This window comes from Aristophania sp. ESL1142, assembly GCF_058107345.1.
Genome location: NZ_JBYLUH010000002.1, coordinates 371,809 through 388,796 on the forward strand (window position 1 = coordinate 371,809; position 16,988 = coordinate 388,796).

Consider the following 16,988-nt stretch of genomic DNA (forward strand, 5'->3'; position numbering starts at 1 on the left):
CTTTGTAAATAATAAAATCCAAGGGAGGGTTATGTCTTATATCGCGCTACTGACTGTTATTTATGGGTTTTTAGGATTCATTTGTTCTGTCAGTGCGACGGTTCATATTCTTCTTACCAAAAGAGAGCCCGCGGCAGCGGCGGGCTGGATCGGTGTCTGTTGGTTGATGCCTTTTTTTGGCACAGCCCTTTATCTCATGCTTGGAATTAACCGTGTCCATCGTCGTGCACAGAAGATGGTGGAGCCTGAGATCATAAAAGAGGATATGCCCCTTAAGGAATTACGGCATGATCCTGACAGGCAATTTCTCCCCCTGGCACAAATGCTGGACCGTCTAACAGGGCGGCCCTTATTGTCAGGGAACAGCATTACCTGTCTGCATGATGGGGATAATGCCTATCCAGTCATGCTGGAGGCAATTCATCAGGCGAAAGAGTCTGTTTTGTTATGCTCTTATATTTTTCGTCATGATTCCCTGGGTGAGAAATTTGTTGATGCGTTAGCTGAGGCCCGGAAGCGTGGTGTCGAAGTGCGGGTGCTGGTTGATGGTATTGGGAGTGGTTATTTATATAGCGCCATTCTGCATGCCCTTCAGGCTAAGGCTATAAGCTGCGCGCGATTTATGCATTCATTTCTGCCATGGCGGATGCCTTTCATCAATATGCGTGATCACCGGAAAATTCTGGTTATTGATGGGGCTATAGGCTTTATGGGAGGGTTGAATATCGGGGCAGAGAATCTTCTGCGTCAGCCCTCTAAAGAGCCTGTTGCAGATACGCATTTCCGTCTAGAAGGGCCTGTCGTCCAGCAATTGACAGAGGCTTTTGCCAAGGACTGGATGTTCACAACCAATGAGCCTTTAATAGGGCCTCGTTATTTCCCTAAGCCGCAGATGAAGGGAAAAGTGCCTGCACGTGTTGTGACATCTGGCCCGGATTCAGATTTGGAAAAAATCGAATATACGATGCTTCAGGCTATTATTCTGGCAAAGAAGGAGATTTGGTTTATGTCTCCTTATTTTATCCCTGATAGCCGTTTTTCTACAGAGTTGGGACTTGCTGCCTTAAGAGGTATTGACGTTAATATTCTTGTACCCAAGAAAAGTAATCATCGCATGACAGATTATGCCCGTAATGCTTGTTTGCCGAGCCTCGTTGAGGCAGGGTGTCATATCTGGTTGGGTAAACCACCTTTCAATCATTCAAAATTAATGGTCGTTGATGATAAATGGAGCTTTGTTGGAAGTTCCAATCTTGATCGAAGGTCTTTAAGGCTTAATTTTGAAGTTAATGTTGAAATTTATGATGAGCAAATAGCTTCGCATCTTACGACTTTTATCAAACGTCATTCACATGAAAGATTGACAAAAGAGGCTTATAAGAGCTGGTCGGTGCCTGTTAATCTGCGAAATGCGGCTTTCAGGCTGTTTATGCCTTATTTATAAGTCGGATTCTGCAAAATATGTTCCCTTTGGTTCAAGGGTTACCAGGATAGGACGGTGGTCTGAGCCGAAACGAGGCAGAACGCGTGCCTGCAACCGTTCAAAGCCACGTACAAGACAGCGGTCAAGCCTCAGGGGAATATGGTTCAGCATTCTGTGGGTGCCTTCTCGTGGTCCGATATCCTGAAAATCTTTTAAAAGAGGGGGGCCGACTATATTAAAGTCCCCCATGATGATTGCCCTTTCACTCATGTGACTCCGGATTAAGCGTAATTGTCTGCGGTTAAGCATGGGACCGTGAGACAGGTGAACATTGGCAATAGAGAAAATCCCGAAATCAGCTTTGAATTGAAGAAGTTGTGCAGAACGATGAGCGCATAAACCAGGTTGAAGGGATAAAAGCCGGGGGGCTGCAAAAGGTTTAGGGCTCCAGCATGCTGTGCCATGGGGCCGACCTTCCGGGACTGAACGTGCATAATGGCCACCTATAAGACTGGGAAGCAGGTCAATCCCGGGTTTCACTTCCTGGAGTAAAAGGATATCCGGTTTTGTAACACGCACGAGAAGGGTGACATCTTCCACTGTTGCACCTTCTTTATGGAGAAGATTCCAACTGACAATGGTAAGAGATGAGGGATATGTTTCAGCAAACATCAGATTTTACTATGGAAACTGACGGAAGATCATAGTGTATATTACCAGTCTTCAGTAAGATAATTCAGATTGGGAGAGGGTAGCGTAGATGGCATTAAATAAAAATCAAAAAAAGAAAGGCTGGACTCATTTGGAGACTATTCTGGCGCATGAAGCCAGGCAGAAGCCCTCAGTTGAAGGGAATTTTGTCAATGATCCTCTCACACGAGGATCAACGGTTTTATTTTCAACGATTTCTGCGCTGAACGCCAATGAATCCTGCCGTTATGACCATCAACTGACTTATGGTGCTATGGGCAATGGTAACCAGTTTTCTCTCGAAAAGTTAATCGCCAGAATTGAAGGAGGAACACAGACGCAAATCGTAGGATCGGGGCTCCTAGCCTGTACGTTTGCATTACAGGTTTTTCTCAAAGCGGGGGACCATCTTTTGTTATCTGATTCGGTTTATGGCCCTACACGCCGCTTTGCTCTCAGAACGCTTTCGCGTTTTGGTATTGAGACAAGTTTTTACCCTCCATTATGTTCGGAAGAAGTGCTGAAACGATATTTCAAAGCAAATACGGCAGTCATTTTTGCTGAAAGCCCGGGAAGTCATAGTTTCGAAGTGCAGGATATCCCTATGATTGCCCGTGTTGCTCATGAACATGGTGCAAAGCTTCTTTTTGACAATACATGGGGAATAGGCGCTTTCAGTCCGTTTGAGCATGGGGTGGATGTTTCCATACAGGCTCTTACCAAATATCCCTCTGGACATTCAGACGTCGTACTAGGGGCGATTACGGTTGCCAATGATCAGGATTGGAAGATCCTGCGTGATGAAGCCATTTTTATGGGGCTTTGTGCCAGCCCAGATGATTGTTGGCTGACCGTGAGAGGGATGAGAACAATGGCAATAAGGCTAGAAGTTCAGTCACAGAAAGCATTGAAGCTGGCAGAGTGGCTGAAAACACGTCCCGAAGTAGCAAGGGTACGTCATCCTGCATTGCCAGACTGCCCTGGCCATGAGTTCTGGAAAAGGGATTTTACAGGTGCGGCAGGCGTTTTTGGGGTTGAATTACAGCCTCATATCTCTCCTGAGTCACTGGAAAAGATGGTTAATGAACTCGAATATTTCGGAATAGGTGCGAGTTGGGGAGGATATGAAAGCCTCATCCTGCTGACCCAGGGAACAATCACGCGTTCTTTTAAAGATAGTCTGCCAGTTGGTCCGGCTTTCCGTCTGCAGATCGGGTTGGAAAATTATGAAGATCTGCGGGCGGATCTGGAAAAAGGCTTAAAACAGTTAAGCTTGTTATGAAAAAATTAATAGCCCCTTAGGCGGTAACTGAGTGCCTCAGCGACGTCTTGTCGGCGGATAGATGTTACGGCGGCTAGATCAGAAATTGTGCGTGCTACACGAAAAAGTCGTGTGATACCACGATTGGAAAGACGCATTTTTTCAGCAGCCTGCTCAGCCAGTATCTGAGCATCTTCTTCCAGTTCGAAACTTTCTGGAGAGGCAATTGCATTGCACATATTCTGGCGTTTGATCTGACGTTCCCTTGCTTTACAGACGCGTTCCCTTACGTCCGCACTACATTCTCCTTTAGGAGCACGGCTGATTTCAATGGGAGAAAGGGGCTTGATTTCCACGCGTAGATCTATGCGGTCAAGCATAGGGCCTGAAATTCGGGAGCTATATTCTGAGGCACAGCGTGGCGCTTTATGGCAGGCTCGTTCACTATCGCCCAGATAGCCACAACGGCAGGGATTCATCGCAGCAATAAACTGAAACCTAGCGGGATATGTTGCATGGCGCGCTGCCCTTGCAATGGAAACTGTGCCTGTTTCAAGAGGTTGCCTCAGGGATTCAAGACAGGCACGGGAAAATTCTGGTAATTCGTCAAGAAAAAGGACCCCGTTATGGGCCAGGCTGACTTCACCCGGTTTGGCCTTTGCACCGCCTCCAATCAGGGCAGGGAGGCTGGCACTATGATGGGGGGCCCTATAAGGTGGGCGGATAACAAGTCTGCCTGCTTCAAGTAGACCATTGATGCTATGGATCTGGCTTGTTTCGAGCATTTCTTCACGGGTAAGGTCAGGCAATATTCCCGGAAGGCGGCTGGCTAGCATGGATTTTCCTGCTCCCGGAGGCCCGCTCATTAAAAGAGAATGTCCTCCAGCGGCGGCGATTTCCAGAACACGCCGGCCAATTTCCATACCTTTAACATCGGCAAGATCAGGGCCGTAATCTGGCTCATATCCCTCCGGTTCTGGAATGGGAGGGAGAATTTGTTCCCCCCGGAAATGGGCTATCAGGGCAAGTAGGCTATCCGCAGCTAGAATATTGATATCAGGATGTCCCCACCGGGCTTCAGTACCCTGTGATTGTGGACAGATCAAGCCGAGGTCAAGAATGGCCGCTCCCAAGGCTGCACATAAAACGCCATTAACGGGGTTAAGTTTCCCATCAAGAGAAACCTCACCAATAGCAGCATAATCTATGATGCTTTCTGATGGGATAACCCCCATGGCGACGAGAAGGCCCAAAGCGATGGGGACATCAAAATGGGCACCCTCTTTAGGAAGGTCAGCAGGTGTAAGATTAACCAGTATCCTCTTGGCTGGAAGGGCTAATCCCATCGCGGCTAGGGCAGCCCTTACACGTTCCCGTGCTTCTCCGACAGCTTTATCAGCCATGCCGACGACCAGAAAAGAGGGAAGGCCGGCTGATATCTGAACCTCAACTGTTACAGGAACAGCCTCAATCCCGGAGAATGAGAAGCTTTGTATCCGAGCGAGGCTGGGAGAAAGGGTGCCAGAACTCATTTCGTCCTAGCGTGTAACAGCACGGATAAGACGTGTACGCAGGGTTCCTTCCAGATTACGGAGTTTTTCAAGAATAGTCTGTTCAATTTCAGTCTTGTCCTGTCCGTCATAAGCTTCAGCCTCGACGACGACATAACCGATCTCCCCGTCTGTCTGTAGGAACTGAGCTGTAACATTGCAGGCAGCTTTGGCAAAAATATCGTTAATATGACTTAACGTGCCAGGGCGGTTTGTATGAACATGCATGAAGCGCATACCACCAGAACGCTCTGCAAGCTGGACTTCAGGGAAGTTCACAGCACCTAGTGTTGACCCCACGTCAGAATAATCAACTAGCTTCCGAGCCACTTCGACGCCAATCCGCTCCTGAGCTTCGATGGTTGAACCACCAATATGAGGGGTCAGCAGGACGTTTTCGAGGCCCTGAAGGGGAGAGACAAATTTTTCCTGAGCGCTTTTTGGTTCGACAGGGAAAACGTCAATCGCAGCGCCCATCAGATGCCCGTCTTTCAATGCAGCAGCGAGAGCATCGACGTCAACAACATTGCCCCGGGCATTATTCAGCAGAATGCTATTGGGCTTCATGGCTCTTATTTCAGCTTCGCCAATCAGATTATTGGTCCCTGGCGTCTGTGGGACGTGAAGTGTTACAATATCAGATTGAGAGAGCAGTTCATGTAGGCTCGAAACAGCAACGGCGTTTCCGTGTGGCAGACGTGGTACAATGTCATAATAAATAACCCGCAGACCAAAAGCTTCTGCCAGGACCGAAAGCTGTGAGCCGATGGATCCGTAACCGACAATACCGACCGTTTTGCCTCTCACTTCCCAGGAGTTTTCAGCAGATTTCTGCCAGCCGCCATTATGACATTCAACAGAGCGGGATGGGATCCGCCTGAGCAGCATAACAATTTCGCCCATGACGAGTTCAGCAACAGAGCGAGTGTTGCTATATGGCGCATTAAAGACAGGAACAGCAGACATCCGGGCTGCATTAAGATCAACCTGGTTTGTGCCGATGCAGAAACAGCCAATCGCCATCAGTCGGTCTGCAGATTCAATGACATCTTTGGTCAACTGGGTACGACTGCGTATCCCCACCATATGTACACCTTTGAGGGCCTCTTTAAGTGCTTCGCCTTCCAGTGCTTTTTTCAGGAGGGTAACTTCGGTGTAGCCCTGCTCATTAAGGTAAGTAACAGCACTTTGGGCAATCCCTTCCAAAAGCAGGATACGAATCTTGTTTTTAGGAAGTGAAAGTTGCTGCGCGAGGGGGGTACTCATGTTGGTACGTCCTTATAAAACGTGGTTCACAAGAACCTGTGGGGATGGATAACCAAGGCTTTTTTCGACCAGTTGACGATAAATTAAAGGATTGTTTCAGAACAGGAAAGAGTTTTTACAGCATCTTTCAGCAGCTCAGGGTTTCCACAGGCAAGAACGGAGCCGTCACTTTGAAGAGTCAGCTCGCGGCCATTCCAGTCGGTGATACTTCCACCCGCTCCCTTAATGACGGGAACAAGCGCCGCCCAGTCCCATGGTTTCAAGGTGTCTTCAGCGATAATATCAATCAATCCAAGAGAGAGTAATCCATAGCCATAAGCATCTCCCCCCCAGGAAGTACGGCTCACGGCTTTTTTGAGATTGCCGAACCGGTCTTGATAGTCAGGGCGGATAATATCAGGAGATGTGCAGGAAAGTTCTGCCTGTTTCAGTGTAGGGCACGGCCTTGTCCCGATCTTGCCAGAGAGCTGGGCAGACATGAAGTGGGTTTCCTGTCCCTCTATGCCTAGCCATCTCTCCTGTGTCACGGGTTGGTCAATAAGTCCCAGAACAGGTGTACCTTTATGAAAAAGGGAGATGAGTGTGCAAAAACTAGGGCGTCCTGTCACAAAGGAACGTGTTCCATCAATGGGATCGAGAATCCAGAGCCACTCAGCTGATAAATCACCTTCCTGTCCAGCTTCTTCTCCAAGAACGCTGTGATGGGGGAACGCATGGGCCAGAATAGAGCGCATGGCATGTTCTGCTTCACGATCTGCTTTCGTGACAGGGCTGTCATCACCTTTGGATTCAATGGCTAGATTCGTCCTGAAATAAGGGGTAACACATTTTTTTGCGGCTTCTGCACAGTCTATTGCGATAGCGGCCAAATGATCAGGATCATGGTATTTCATCAGGAAAAGCCTGTTCGTTGATAATATTTAAGTGAGTGTCTCAGACGTTGTTACGGTCTTAAGAAGGTTCTATGCGTCCTGTTATTGTAATTCCGAGCAGACTGGCCTCAACGCGACTTCCGCGCAAGGCCTTGGCCGATATAAATGGCTTTCCAATGATTGAGCAGGTGTTAAGGCGTGCTCTTGAGGCTGATTTGGGGCCTGTTATTCTTGCAGCTGGTGACCGTGAGATTATGGAAGCCGTAAGTCACATCAAGGGAGTCAGGTCAGTGCTGACAGATCCCGCCCTCCCAAGTGGATCAGACAGGGTATGGGCTGCCTTGGAACAGAGTGACCCCAGACAGGAACATGATGTCGTTATCAATTTGCAGGGTGATCTTCCGTTTATGGATCCAGGTGATCTCTCCATGGTCCTTAAGCCTTTGCAGGAAGACTTGGTCTCTATAGGGACGCTGGTGGCGCCTGTCAGGGATCGCACAGAAGCTGACCAGGATTCAGTTGTAAAGGTTGCTTGTGCTTTTTCCGAAAATGACCCTGTTGCACGTGCACTTTATTTTTCCCGCCAAAAAATACCGTGGGGGGAAGGGCCTTTATGGCATCATGTAGGGGTTTATGCCTGGCGGAGAAAAGCGCTGACTCGCTTTGTAAGCCTGCCTCCTTCTCCTTTGGAGCAGAGAGAAAAGCTTGAGCAGTTACGCGCGTTGGAAGATGGCATGGTGATTGGATGCTGTGCGATAGAAAATGCTCCGATCGGAGTTGACGTTGAGAAGGATTTGATGATGGCCAGGAAACAAGCTTTATGCCTGTAATTGCTTTTCAGGGGCGCCCAGGTGCCTATTCTGACCTCGCTTGTCGTTCTGCCCGTCCTGGATGGCACACTCTGCCTTGCCGTACCTTTCTAGAAACAATTGAGGCTGTCAAAAAAGGAGATGCTCAAGAAGCGTTACTGCCCTGTGAAAATTCACTTGCAGGGCGTGTGCCGGAAATCCATACCCTTCTTCCGGAATCCGGACTGGAAATTATTGGCGAGCATTTCCAGCGTGTCGAGCATGCTCTTCTGGGGGTTAAAGGAGCGACATTGGCAGATATAAAATCTGTTCATACCCACCCTGTCGCCCTCGGGCAGATCAGACTTTTCATAAAGCAGAATCATTTACAGGCTGTGGCTGAGTTTGATACAGCCGGGGCTGCTGAACTCGTTGCTTCCTGGAACAGGAAAGAAGATGCAGCCGTGGCCTCAACTCTGGCGGCGGAGCTATATGGGCTGACGATTCTGAAAGAGAATATTGAGGATGCAGCTCATAATACAACCCGTTTTTATCGCGTCGCTCAGCAAGGTAAAAATGAAGAGATGACGGTCTGCACGTTGCCAGAGACAGATGCTGTCATGACGACCTTACTCATTCAGGTGAAAAACAAACCTGGGGCCCTTCTTCAGGCGCTGGAGTGCTTTTATAAAGAAGGCATTAATATGACCCGTCTTGAAAGCTATATGGTTGGCGGGTCATTCACGGCAACGCAGTTTCTGATGGATATCGAAGGTGCTCCTTTTCAGGACCATACGAGGCGTGCCTTGCAGGCTTTAACAAATATTAGTGATAATTTGCGTATTTTGGGGGTTTACCCTCGTAGTCCTTTGCGTGAGAAACTTATATAAATAAGGATTCCGCTGTTAGGGATCGAATTAAGACTTGGGAATGAGGCCAGAACAATTATGGGACAGACAATTAACGATATTTACCGTGGTTCCTTCACGGCTCTGGCAACGCCTTTCAAAAAAGACGGTAGCCTGGACGAAGCGGCTTATACCAGGCTGATTGAGCGGCAGATAGAGGGGGGTACGACCGGTCTTATCCCAGCTGGAACGACGGGGGAAAGCCCGACTCTTTCCCATCAGGAACATGGTCAGATTATTGAGCAATGCGTCAAGATTGCCGATGGGCGTGTAAAAGTGATGGCAGGGGCAGGGTCTAACAGCACGAGAGAGGCTGTTACGATGGCAAAGCACGCAGAATCTGTTGGAGCAGATTCGCTTCTTGTCGTTGTTCCTTATTATAATAAACCCACGCAGGAAGGGCTTTACCAGCATTTCATGTCAATTGCTGATTCTGTATCCATTCCTCTATGGCTCTATTGTATTCCGGGGCGGTCTGTGGTTGATCTCACGCCTCAGACAGTGGCACGTCTTGCCCGGCATCCCAATATTGTTGGGACCAAAGATGCCACTGCCAATCTATCCCGTCCAATTGAAATAAGAAGAGTCGCAGGTGAAGCATTTAATCAGCTTTCAGGCGAGGATAATACAGTCATTTCATTCCTGGCTGCGGGTGGACATGGGTGCATTAGTGTCACGGCTAATGTGGTGCCGCATTTATGTGCTGACATGCATCTTGCCTGGCAGGAAGGGCGCGTACAGGAAGCGATTGACATTCAGGATCGTTTGACACCGTTGCATAATGCCATGTTCACAGAAGCGAATCCTGGCCCGGTGAAATATGCTCTTTCCCGTCTGGGACTGTGTGAATCTGTTCTAAGGCTACCTCTCTGTGAACCAACAGAAGCGACGCGGAAACAGGTTGATGAAGCTTTGAGAAATCTGGACCTCCTTGATTAAGAGGGATGTATGACAAATAAAAAAACAAAAGGAGGTATGATCTCTCACGGAGTTGCCGCCCAAAACCGGAAAGCGCGTTTTAATTATGCGATTAAGGAGACATTAGAGGCAGGGCTTGTTCTTAAAGGCCCTGAGATCAAAAGTCTCAGATTGGGAAGGGCGACCTTATCGGAGGCTTATGCTTCGGAGCGTAATGGTGAGCTCTGGCTTCTGAATGCCTATATCCCGGAATATCAGGGAGGTGTGCTTTCACGCTTTGAAACGCGAGCACCACGTAAGCTGCTAGTGCATAAAAAACAGGCTAACCAATTAATCGGTGCGATCACAAAAGATGGTGCTTCATTGGTCCCGCTGGATATTCATTTTAATGATCGTGGTCTTGCAAAGGTCACTTTGGGTTTGGGAACAGGAAAGAAAAAAGAAGATAAACGTCATGCAATTGCTGAGCGTGACTGGCAGCGTGACAAGGCTCGTCTCATGCGTAGCAAAGGGCGGGATTACGGCTGAACTCCTTTAAGAATTCATATAAACGGATATAAAAAACCCCTTGAGCGATAAACACTCAAGGGGTTTTTCTATGGAATAGTCAGATCTGCAAAATTAGGCGAGGGAAAGCTCAACAGCTTCAGGCCCTTTATTGCCTTGAACAACTTTCATGTTCGTGATCTGCCCATCTGCAAGAGCATTCAGCCCTGAACGACCGAGAGCAGATGCATGAACGAATACGTCCTTGCTTCCATTCTCTGGCGTGATGAAGCCAAAACCTTTAGTCGCATTATACCATTTGACAGTGCCACGCATTTCTTCAGCGTTGCTCATATCAGGAGCAGGGTATGAGCGATCCTGGCGTGGTTGGCTGGCACGAGGTGGTGGAGCAAGCTCAGCTGTGCTGGTATCGACAGACAATACTTCTGCCACCTGGCGGCCTTTTGGTCCTTGCCCGATCCGGACGACAAGAGTCGTGCCAGGGGCAGGGGCTGTGTGGCCACTATCGGTCAGAGTGTTGGCATGAAGGAATACGTCGCCGCTTCCATCACTCAGACCAACAAAACCGAAGCCTCTCTCTGTGTTGAACCATTTAACGGTTGCACCAATTTCAGGTCCCATAGGAGTGACAGGGGCACTCGGTCCACGGCTATTGTTGCCAAAGCGTCTAGGGCCATTGCTTCCACCACGTGGAGCACCATATCCACCCCTATCGTCAAAATAGGAGGGCTGGCTCGTAAAATCGCGGTCAAATCCGCCGCGGCGAGGAGCATAGGAGCCGCGGTCCGTTCTATTATTTCTCAACTGTTTCGTCCCGAAATACTGGGTCATAAAAGGCACAAAACGAAAAAGATTCGTTCTGCATTTTGTTTTTGTTTTAGAAAACCGGAGATGTTTTCCAGAATTTACACTAGCACGCTTTTTTCTTTCGTCACTATCTAAATTCAAAAAACGGGGTAATAGCCTGATAAATTTTTCTTTATCTGACGAACGTCTTTTTCACGATCACGATAAGTTTATTAATAGCGTGTTAATAAAGTCATAATCTATATACGAAAACTTAACCTGATCTTATGATTCTCTCAGGGTTTGCGCGGTCAAAAAGATGTACAAGTGCTTCTTGTGCTATTTTTGATTTATCATTTTCTTGACACTTTTTTGCCATCATCTTGTTGGCTTGCTGATTCATTGCCCTGATTATTAAGGGTAATCTTATTTCATTAGCGAGCCTGAATCCTGGTAGTCCTGATTGTCTGTTCCCAGCCAGATCACCGCCACCCCTGATCACGAAATCCTGATCAGCAATTAAGAATCCATTATCTGTTTCCCGGAGTAAACCAAGGCGTTTCCTAGCTGTGAAGGAAATTTCATGCTTATGTAAGAGCAGGCAGTATGATGATTCGCTTCCACGCCCGATGCGTCCTCTTAATTGATGAAGCTGAGCTAGGCCGAAACGTTCAGCCTCTTCAATGATCATGATTGTAGCATTGGGAATATCGACCCCGACTTCAATGACAGTCGTAGCGACAAGAAGCTGCGTTTTCCCTTCTTTAAAGTCACAAAGAGCCTTTTGTCTTGTTGCGCTATCCTGCCTGCCATGTGCCAGTCCAACAATGGGGCCGAACTGCTTTGTCAGCATAGTCCAGCGATCTTCTGCTGCTGCTGCACTTTGTGTTTCGCTATTTTCTATAAGAGGGCAGACCCAGAAAATTTGTTTGTTCTGGTCAAGACTCCGTTTGATGCCGTCAAGGACATCATCCAGCCGATCCATATCGTGGAGAGTTGTACGGATGGGTAAACGATTTGCGGGTTTTTCCTTGAGGAAGGACACACCCATTTGTCCCCATTCAGCAAGAAGCATGGTGCGGGGGATAGGAGTCGCTGTCATGACAAGGAGATCTGTCTGTGCGCCTTTCTTGCCAAATTTCAGGCGTTGTTCAACACCAAAGCGATGCTGCTCATCTATTATAGCTAATCCAAGGTCGGAAAATTCTACGCCTTCTTGAAAAAGGGCATGGGTCCCAATGATTATTTTCGCTTCCCCTGAGGCGATTTGCGACATTATTTTTTTGCGTTCTTTGCCTTTAATGGCACCACTGAGAAAAACAGAGGAGACAGGGCATAATTGTGAAATGGTTTCATAATGCTGACGGGCAAGAATTTCCGTTGGCGCCATAAGTGCTGCCTGTGAGCCGGCTTCAATTGCCTGAAGCATGGCCATCATGGCGACGAATGTTTTCCCTGATCCTACGTCTCCTTGTAGGAGACGCACCATTGGGTGGGGGGCGGTCATATCCTTGCTTATTTCAGAAATAGCCTGCTCCTGGGAGCTGGTTGGCACATATCCAAAGCGTTTTCTGAGTTCTTGCTGATAGTGGCCGGTTGCTCTTAGGGATCTTCCCGTAATTTTTTGAATGGTCTGTCTTGCCATGTTGATACAAAGCTGATCGGCGAAAACCTCATCGGCTGTGAGGCGCATACGGGCTTTTTCAATCAGGGAAGTAAAATCAGCTTTGTCTTTCAATGATGACGGCTCATGTAAAATGGTCAGGGCTTGTTTAAAATCCGGCCAGTTCTTTTCAGAGATCAAGGCAGGGTCATGCCATTCTGGAAGGTCAGGAACCAGTGACAGGGCCATCTTCATGGCGCGTTTGACAGTAGAGGGGTAAAGCCCTGCTGTCAGAGGCCATATAGGTTCTATCAGAGGAAATGAGAGGCGTTTTTCCCAGGGGAGAAAATAGTCTGGCTGTGAAATGACAGGCTTATTTTGATAGAAGCTGATTTTCCCGGACAAAATCATATCTGTGCCCATTTCTGGGAGTGCGATGCCTTTTTTCTGGAATAAGGCAATGTCGAGACGGCCTGTTTCGTCTCCCACCTGCACTGTTATTGGCTGTGAGGGGCGTTGAGGGCGCCTGAGGCTGAGAATTGTGACGCGAGCCGTAAAAATATTTCCCTGCTCAAGATTCTGTGCGTCACTGATATGAGAAAGTTTTCTGCGGTCCACATAGCGCTCGGGCACAGTGAGAAGCAGGTCTATAATTTTTTTACCATTGCTGATTTTACTTAAAAGTCCGGCATGATAAGGGCCGATGCCTTTTAATGATGTCAAAGGTGCTAAAAGAGGCTCTATCAAGGAAGGAGGGGAGGATACAGACATTGAAAAGGCAATGATGGTGCTCTTGAGGCTGACAGAAAAGACCGGCAAAGTTATATGATAATGTGAGAGCATCCACGACACTAGTAAAAGAGTGTATCTTTTTGTCAGACTGACGATTTTTCATGACAGGACTTTGATTAATGGTACAAGAGAACAGGTTTATGGCTTCATTCGGTCCGACCGTATGGGGAGTTCCTGATGGAAGTATCGCTTTTCTCTTAAGACACCGTTTGTCTGAACATTCTGGGCCATTACTCCATGTTACCCGTCATGATTCTGATCTTGCTGCCTTAGGTGATATGCTGGAATGGCTTATGCCGGAAGTAGAGGTGCTGCGTTTCCCTGCATGGGATTGTCTGCCCTATGATCGCGTTTCTCCCAATGTGACGATTATGGCAGAACGGGCAGCTACTTTAAGCCGTCTGCTGGAACCGGTGTCGCCTACAGGGCGCATTGTCCTGACTACGCTGAATGCTCTGGTTCAACGTGTGCCTCCCTGTAAGAGTTTCAAGGGACAGTCTCTCAACATCAGGACAGGAGAGAATCTTGAAGCTTCGTATCTGGTCAATCTTCTGATCGGGCGTGGCTATGGTCGTGTTGATACAGTGATGGACAGGGGTGAGTTTGCCACAAGAGGGGGGATCTTTGATTTATTCCCTGCAGATGCGCAGGATCCGGTCAGGTTGGATTTTTTTGGTGATGAAGTTGAGCATATCCGCCATTTTGATGTGACAACGCAGCGCTCTACACAAGAGCTGAAATCATTTATGCTTGGACCAGTTTCTGAATATTCCCTTGATAAAGAGAGTATCAGCAGGTTCAAGAATGGCTGGCGTGACTCTTTTGGCGTTGGTGCTTTGCATGATGTTCTGTACCAGCATATTATCGAGGGCAGACGTGCTTCCGGGGCTGAACATTACCTTCCTTTATTTCATGAAGGTGATGGCGGTCATATGGGCACGCTCTTTGACTATCTTCCCGGTGTAGAAGTCAGTTTCGAGCGTGATGCTCCTGAAATGCTTAAAGCTCGTTTCGAGATGATTGCAGATCATTATCAGGCGCGGTTAAGTGCTGTTCGTGAAGGGGAGTTACCTTACAGACCCCTGCCGCCTCATCGTTTTTACCTTGACCAGAATGGATGGGAAAGTTTGCTGGCATCAATACCGAAGATGCAGCTCAGCCCTTTTGCAAAACCGGATGGGCAGGAAGGTGTTGATATTGGTTATCGGCCTGCACCTGTTTTTGCGACTATGGGAGGTGCTGCGCGGGATAAGGTTTTTGATGTATTTTCTGAACAGGTAAAAAAATGGTCTCAGGAGGGCAGGCGCACATACGTAATGGCCTGGAGCCGTGGGTCACGTGAAAGGCTGGCCCATATGCTTGGGGAGCATCAGTTAGAGATACAATTATTTGATGACTGGCCTCATGCAGCAGGTATGTCACGGCAACATCTTGGCCTGGTTGTTCTCCCTCTCGAACGTGGTTTTGTTACGGATCGTCAGGCTTTTGTTTCAGAGCAGGATATTTTAGGTGAGCGCCTTGCACGTCCGCCGCGGCGTAAGCGCAAGACAGGTGATTTCATCACGCAAATTGGTGAAATTGCTGAAAATGATCTTGTTGTGCATGAAGATTATGGAATTGGCCGTTATGTTGGCCTCGAAACGGTCAAAGAAGATTTGGTCGCTCATGATTATCTCTCCATCCTTTATGATGGCGAACAAAGACTTTTACTGCCTGTAGAGAATATTGATCTTTTAAGTCGTTTTGGTTCTGAAGGTGATGGCGTACAGCTGGACCGCCTTGGGGGCGCGTCTTGGCAGAATCGTAAAGCGAAAATGAAAGCCAGACTGCGTGAAATGGCAGGTGAGCTCATTCGTACAGCCGCAGCACGTGCGATGAAAGAAGCGCCTGCAATGCTCCCAGCAGAAGGGCTGTGGGACGAGTTTTGTGCGCGTTTTCCCTATATTGAAACTGATGATCAGTCTCGTGCGATTGCTGATGTTCTTGACGATATGGGGAGTGGGCGTCCCATGGACCGTCTGGTCTGTGGGGATGTCGGGTTTGGTAAGACAGAAGTTGCTCTGAGAGCAGCATTTGTGGCGGCTCTATCTGGAATGCAGGTTGCTATTGTCGTCCCGACAACCTTGCTGGCGCGACAACATTATTTAAGCTTTACAAAACGTTTTGAAGGATTGCCAGTTAAAATTGCCCAGCTCTCACGTCTTGTGACAGCCAAAGAAGCAAATAGGGTAAAAGAGGGGTTAGCTGACGGAACGATTGATATCGTTATTGGGACACATGCCCTACTGGCCAAGTCGATTTCATTCAACCGTCTCGGCCTTCTCATTATTGATGAAGAACAGCATTTTGGCGTTGTTCATAAGGAAAAACTGAAGGCCTTGCGTGAGGATGTTCATGTTCTCACACTTTCAGCGACACCATTGCCCCGTACATTACAGCTCTCTCTTTCAGGTGTGAGAGAAATGAGTCTGATTGCAACGCCTCCGACAGATCGCCTTTCTGTCAGGACATTTATCACACCTTTCGATCGTGTCATGATTCACGAGGCCATCCAGCGTGAACGATTTAGAGGGGGGCAGATTTTCTGTGTTGTTCCCCGTTTGTCTGATATGGGACCCATGGCAGAACGGCTGAAAGATATTGTGCCTGATGCCCGCATTGCCGAAGCCCATGGGCGTCTGACCCCGACTGAGCTTGAAAAAGTCATGACGGAATTTTCGGACGGTAAATATGATATTCTGCTTTCAACGAATATTGTTGAAAGTGGTCTCGATATGCCCGGTGTTAATACGATTATCATTCACCGGGCAGACCGTTTTGGTCTAGGCCAGCTCTATCAGCTTCGTGGGCGGGTCGGACGTGGTAAGCAGCGTGGCTATGCGTATCTCACCTGGCCTCAGACCCAGCCTCTTTCGGCTAATTCGATCAAACGTTTGGAAATTATGCAAACACTTGAATCCCTTGGCGCAGGGTTCATCCTTGCTTCTCATGATCTGGATATGAGGGGCGCTGGTAATCTTCTGGGAGAGGAGCAGTCAGGTCACATTAAGGAGGTTGGTATAGAACTTTACCAGCAAATGCTCCAAGAAGCGGTGATTGACCTGCGAAAGGAAAGAGGAAAAGCGCTTGCTGCCGAGGATAAATGGTCACCCATTATTTCTCTTGGTTTGGCTGTGCTACTGCCTGAAACTTATGTGAAGGATCTTTCTGTCAGATTAGGGCTATATCGGCGTATTGCTGCTTTGAAAGATGAGACCGAGCTTGAGGCCATGCGTGTGGAGCTTGTTGATCGTTTTGGTCCGTTACCGCAGGAAGTACAGAATCTTCTTGAGATTGTCCTGCTCAAAAAATTATGCCTTGAAGCAGGGGTTGAGCGTGTTGAAACCGGTCCGAAAGGGATGGTTATCCAGTTTCGTCATAATCGCTTTGCCAATCCTGAAGGTTTGTTACGCTGGGTAGACCGCAATCAGAAAGCAGGCGTTAAGATACGCCCAGATCATAAGCTGGCTATGGTCCGGGAAATGAAAAATGCAGTGAGAATTTCACTTGCGAGGAAGGTCCTGACATCTTTGTGCAAACTGGTACAAAAAGCGGCGCCTGTTGATGAAACAGACGCCGGATAAA

The 16,988-nt window shown here is 48.1% G+C and carries 13 protein-coding genes; 7 read left to right on the forward strand and 6 right to left on the reverse strand.

Going from position 1 to position 16,988, the window contains the following annotated elements; translation table 11 throughout:
• Window positions 1-31 precede the first annotated feature (31 nt).
• Window positions 32-1,444: a cardiolipin synthase gene (gene cls / locus AC3B6P_RS09335; protein ID WP_489805859.1), complete on the forward strand. Its 1,413-nt coding sequence runs from the start codon at window positions 32-34 to the stop codon at window positions 1,442-1,444.
• On the opposite strand, the gene AC3B6P_RS09340 is transcribed toward cls, so the two are convergent.
• Window positions 1,439-2,095: an endonuclease/exonuclease/phosphatase family protein gene (locus AC3B6P_RS09340; RefSeq protein WP_489805860.1), complete on the reverse strand. Its 657-nt coding sequence runs from the start codon at window positions 2,093-2,095 to the stop codon at window positions 1,439-1,441. The genes cls and AC3B6P_RS09340 overlap by 6 nt on opposite strands.
• An 88-nt stretch (window positions 2,096-2,183) precedes the next feature.
• On the opposite strand from AC3B6P_RS09340, the gene metC reads away from it, so the two are divergent.
• Window positions 2,184-3,395, forward strand: coding sequence for a cystathionine beta-lyase (gene metC, locus AC3B6P_RS09345; protein ID WP_489805861.1), 1,212 nt, complete (start codon window positions 2,184-2,186; stop codon window positions 3,393-3,395).
• 5 nt (window positions 3,396-3,400) lie between these two features.
• Here metC and AC3B6P_RS09350 read toward each other — a convergent pair whose 3' ends face one another.
• The 3 genes from AC3B6P_RS09350 to AC3B6P_RS09360 all read right to left on the reverse strand — a co-directional run bounded on the left by AC3B6P_RS09350 (window position 3,401) and on the right by AC3B6P_RS09360 (window position 7,083).
• On the reverse strand, window positions 3,401-4,906 hold the full coding sequence (locus AC3B6P_RS09350; RefSeq protein ID WP_489805862.1) for a YifB family Mg chelatase-like AAA ATPase: 1,506 nt from the start codon (window positions 4,904-4,906) through the stop codon (window positions 3,401-3,403).
• 6 nt (window positions 4,907-4,912) lie between these two features.
• Window positions 4,913-6,190, reverse strand: coding sequence for a phosphoglycerate dehydrogenase (serA, locus tag AC3B6P_RS09355; RefSeq protein WP_489805863.1), 1,278 nt, complete (start codon window positions 6,188-6,190; stop codon window positions 4,913-4,915).
• Window positions 6,191-6,273: 83 nt separating this feature from the next.
• Window positions 6,274-7,083 carry an inositol monophosphatase family protein gene (locus AC3B6P_RS09360; protein ID WP_489805864.1) on the reverse strand — a complete coding sequence of 270 codons (810 nt, stop codon included), beginning with the start codon at window positions 7,081-7,083 and terminating at the stop codon, window positions 6,274-6,276.
• Window positions 7,084-7,154: 71 nt separating this feature from the next.
• Here AC3B6P_RS09360 and AC3B6P_RS09365 point away from each other — a divergent pair, with 71 nt between their 5' ends.
• The 4 genes from AC3B6P_RS09365 to smpB are packed head-to-tail and all read left to right on the forward strand — an operon-like array spanning window position 7,155 to window position 10,204.
• Window positions 7,155-7,892: a 3-deoxy-manno-octulosonate cytidylyltransferase gene (locus tag AC3B6P_RS09365; RefSeq protein WP_489805865.1), complete on the forward strand. Its 738-nt coding sequence runs from the start codon at window positions 7,155-7,157 to the stop codon at window positions 7,890-7,892.
• Window positions 7,883-8,740 carry a prephenate dehydratase gene (locus AC3B6P_RS09370; RefSeq protein WP_489805866.1) on the forward strand — a complete coding sequence of 286 codons (858 nt, stop codon included), beginning with the start codon at window positions 7,883-7,885 and terminating at the stop codon, window positions 8,738-8,740. Before AC3B6P_RS09365 ends, AC3B6P_RS09370 begins: the two co-directional genes overlap by 10 nt.
• Window positions 8,741-8,797: 57 nt before the next feature.
• The gene (dapA, locus tag AC3B6P_RS09375; RefSeq protein WP_489805867.1) at window positions 8,798-9,697 is read left to right on the forward strand and encodes a 4-hydroxy-tetrahydrodipicolinate synthase; all 900 of its coding nucleotides are present in this window, start codon (window positions 8,798-8,800) and stop codon (window positions 9,695-9,697) included.
• A 9-nt stretch (window positions 9,698-9,706) separates the two neighbouring features.
• Window positions 9,707-10,204, forward strand: coding sequence for an SsrA-binding protein SmpB (gene smpB / locus AC3B6P_RS09380; protein ID WP_489805868.1), 498 nt, complete (start codon window positions 9,707-9,709; stop codon window positions 10,202-10,204).
• 93 nt (window positions 10,205-10,297) lie between these two features.
• On the opposite strand, the gene AC3B6P_RS09385 is transcribed toward smpB, so the two are convergent.
• Window positions 10,298-10,987 carry a cold-shock protein gene (locus AC3B6P_RS09385; protein WP_489805869.1) on the reverse strand — a complete coding sequence of 230 codons (690 nt, stop codon included), beginning with the start codon at window positions 10,985-10,987 and terminating at the stop codon, window positions 10,298-10,300.
• Window positions 10,988-11,243: 256 nt separating this feature from the next.
• Complete coding sequence (gene recG, locus AC3B6P_RS09390; RefSeq protein ID WP_489805870.1) at window positions 11,244-13,343, reverse strand: ATP-dependent DNA helicase RecG; 2,100 nt, start codon at window positions 13,341-13,343, stop codon at window positions 11,244-11,246.
• 161 nt (window positions 13,344-13,504) lie between these two features.
• Between recG and mfd the strand changes: the two genes are divergently transcribed.
• Complete coding sequence (gene mfd / locus AC3B6P_RS09395; protein ID WP_489805871.1) at window positions 13,505-16,987, forward strand: transcription-repair coupling factor; 3,483 nt, start codon at window positions 13,505-13,507, stop codon at window positions 16,985-16,987.
• Window position 16,988 lies beyond the last annotated feature (1 nt).

Bases quoted from the DNA above. Each gene is read 5' to 3' on its own strand.
- cls (WP_489805859.1), top strand. From the start codon at position 32: ATGTCTTATATCGCGCTACTGACTGTTATTTATGGGTTTTTAGGATTC.
- metC (WP_489805861.1), top strand. From the start codon at position 2,184: ATGGCATTAAATAAAAATCAAAAAAAGAAAGGCTGGACTCATTTGGAG.
- dapA (WP_489805867.1), top strand. From the start codon at position 8,798: ATGGGACAGACAATTAACGATATTTACCGTGGTTCCTTCACGGCTCTG.
- AC3B6P_RS09350 (WP_489805862.1), bottom strand. From the start codon at position 4,906: ATGAGTTCTGGCACCCTTTCTCCCAGCCTCGCTCGGATACAAAGCTTC.
- serA (WP_489805863.1), bottom strand. From the start codon at position 6,190: ATGAGTACCCCCCTCGCGCAGCAACTTTCACTTCCTAAAAACAAGATT.
- mfd (WP_489805871.1), top strand. From the start codon at position 13,505: ATGGCTTCATTCGGTCCGACCGTATGGGGAGTTCCTGATGGAAGTATC.
- AC3B6P_RS09360 (WP_489805864.1), bottom strand. From the start codon at position 7,083: ATGAAATACCATGATCCTGATCATTTGGCCGCTATCGCAATAGACTGT.
- AC3B6P_RS09340 (WP_489805860.1), bottom strand. From the start codon at position 2,095: ATGTTTGCTGAAACATATCCCTCATCTCTTACCATTGTCAGTTGGAAT.
- AC3B6P_RS09365 (WP_489805865.1), top strand. From the start codon at position 7,155: ATGCGTCCTGTTATTGTAATTCCGAGCAGACTGGCCTCAACGCGACTT.
- recG (WP_489805870.1), bottom strand. From the start codon at position 13,343: ATGTCTGTATCCTCCCCTCCTTCCTTGATAGAGCCTCTTTTAGCACCT.
- AC3B6P_RS09370 (WP_489805866.1), top strand. From the start codon at position 7,883: ATGCCTGTAATTGCTTTTCAGGGGCGCCCAGGTGCCTATTCTGACCTC.
- smpB (WP_489805868.1), top strand. From the start codon at position 9,707: ATGACAAATAAAAAAACAAAAGGAGGTATGATCTCTCACGGAGTTGCC.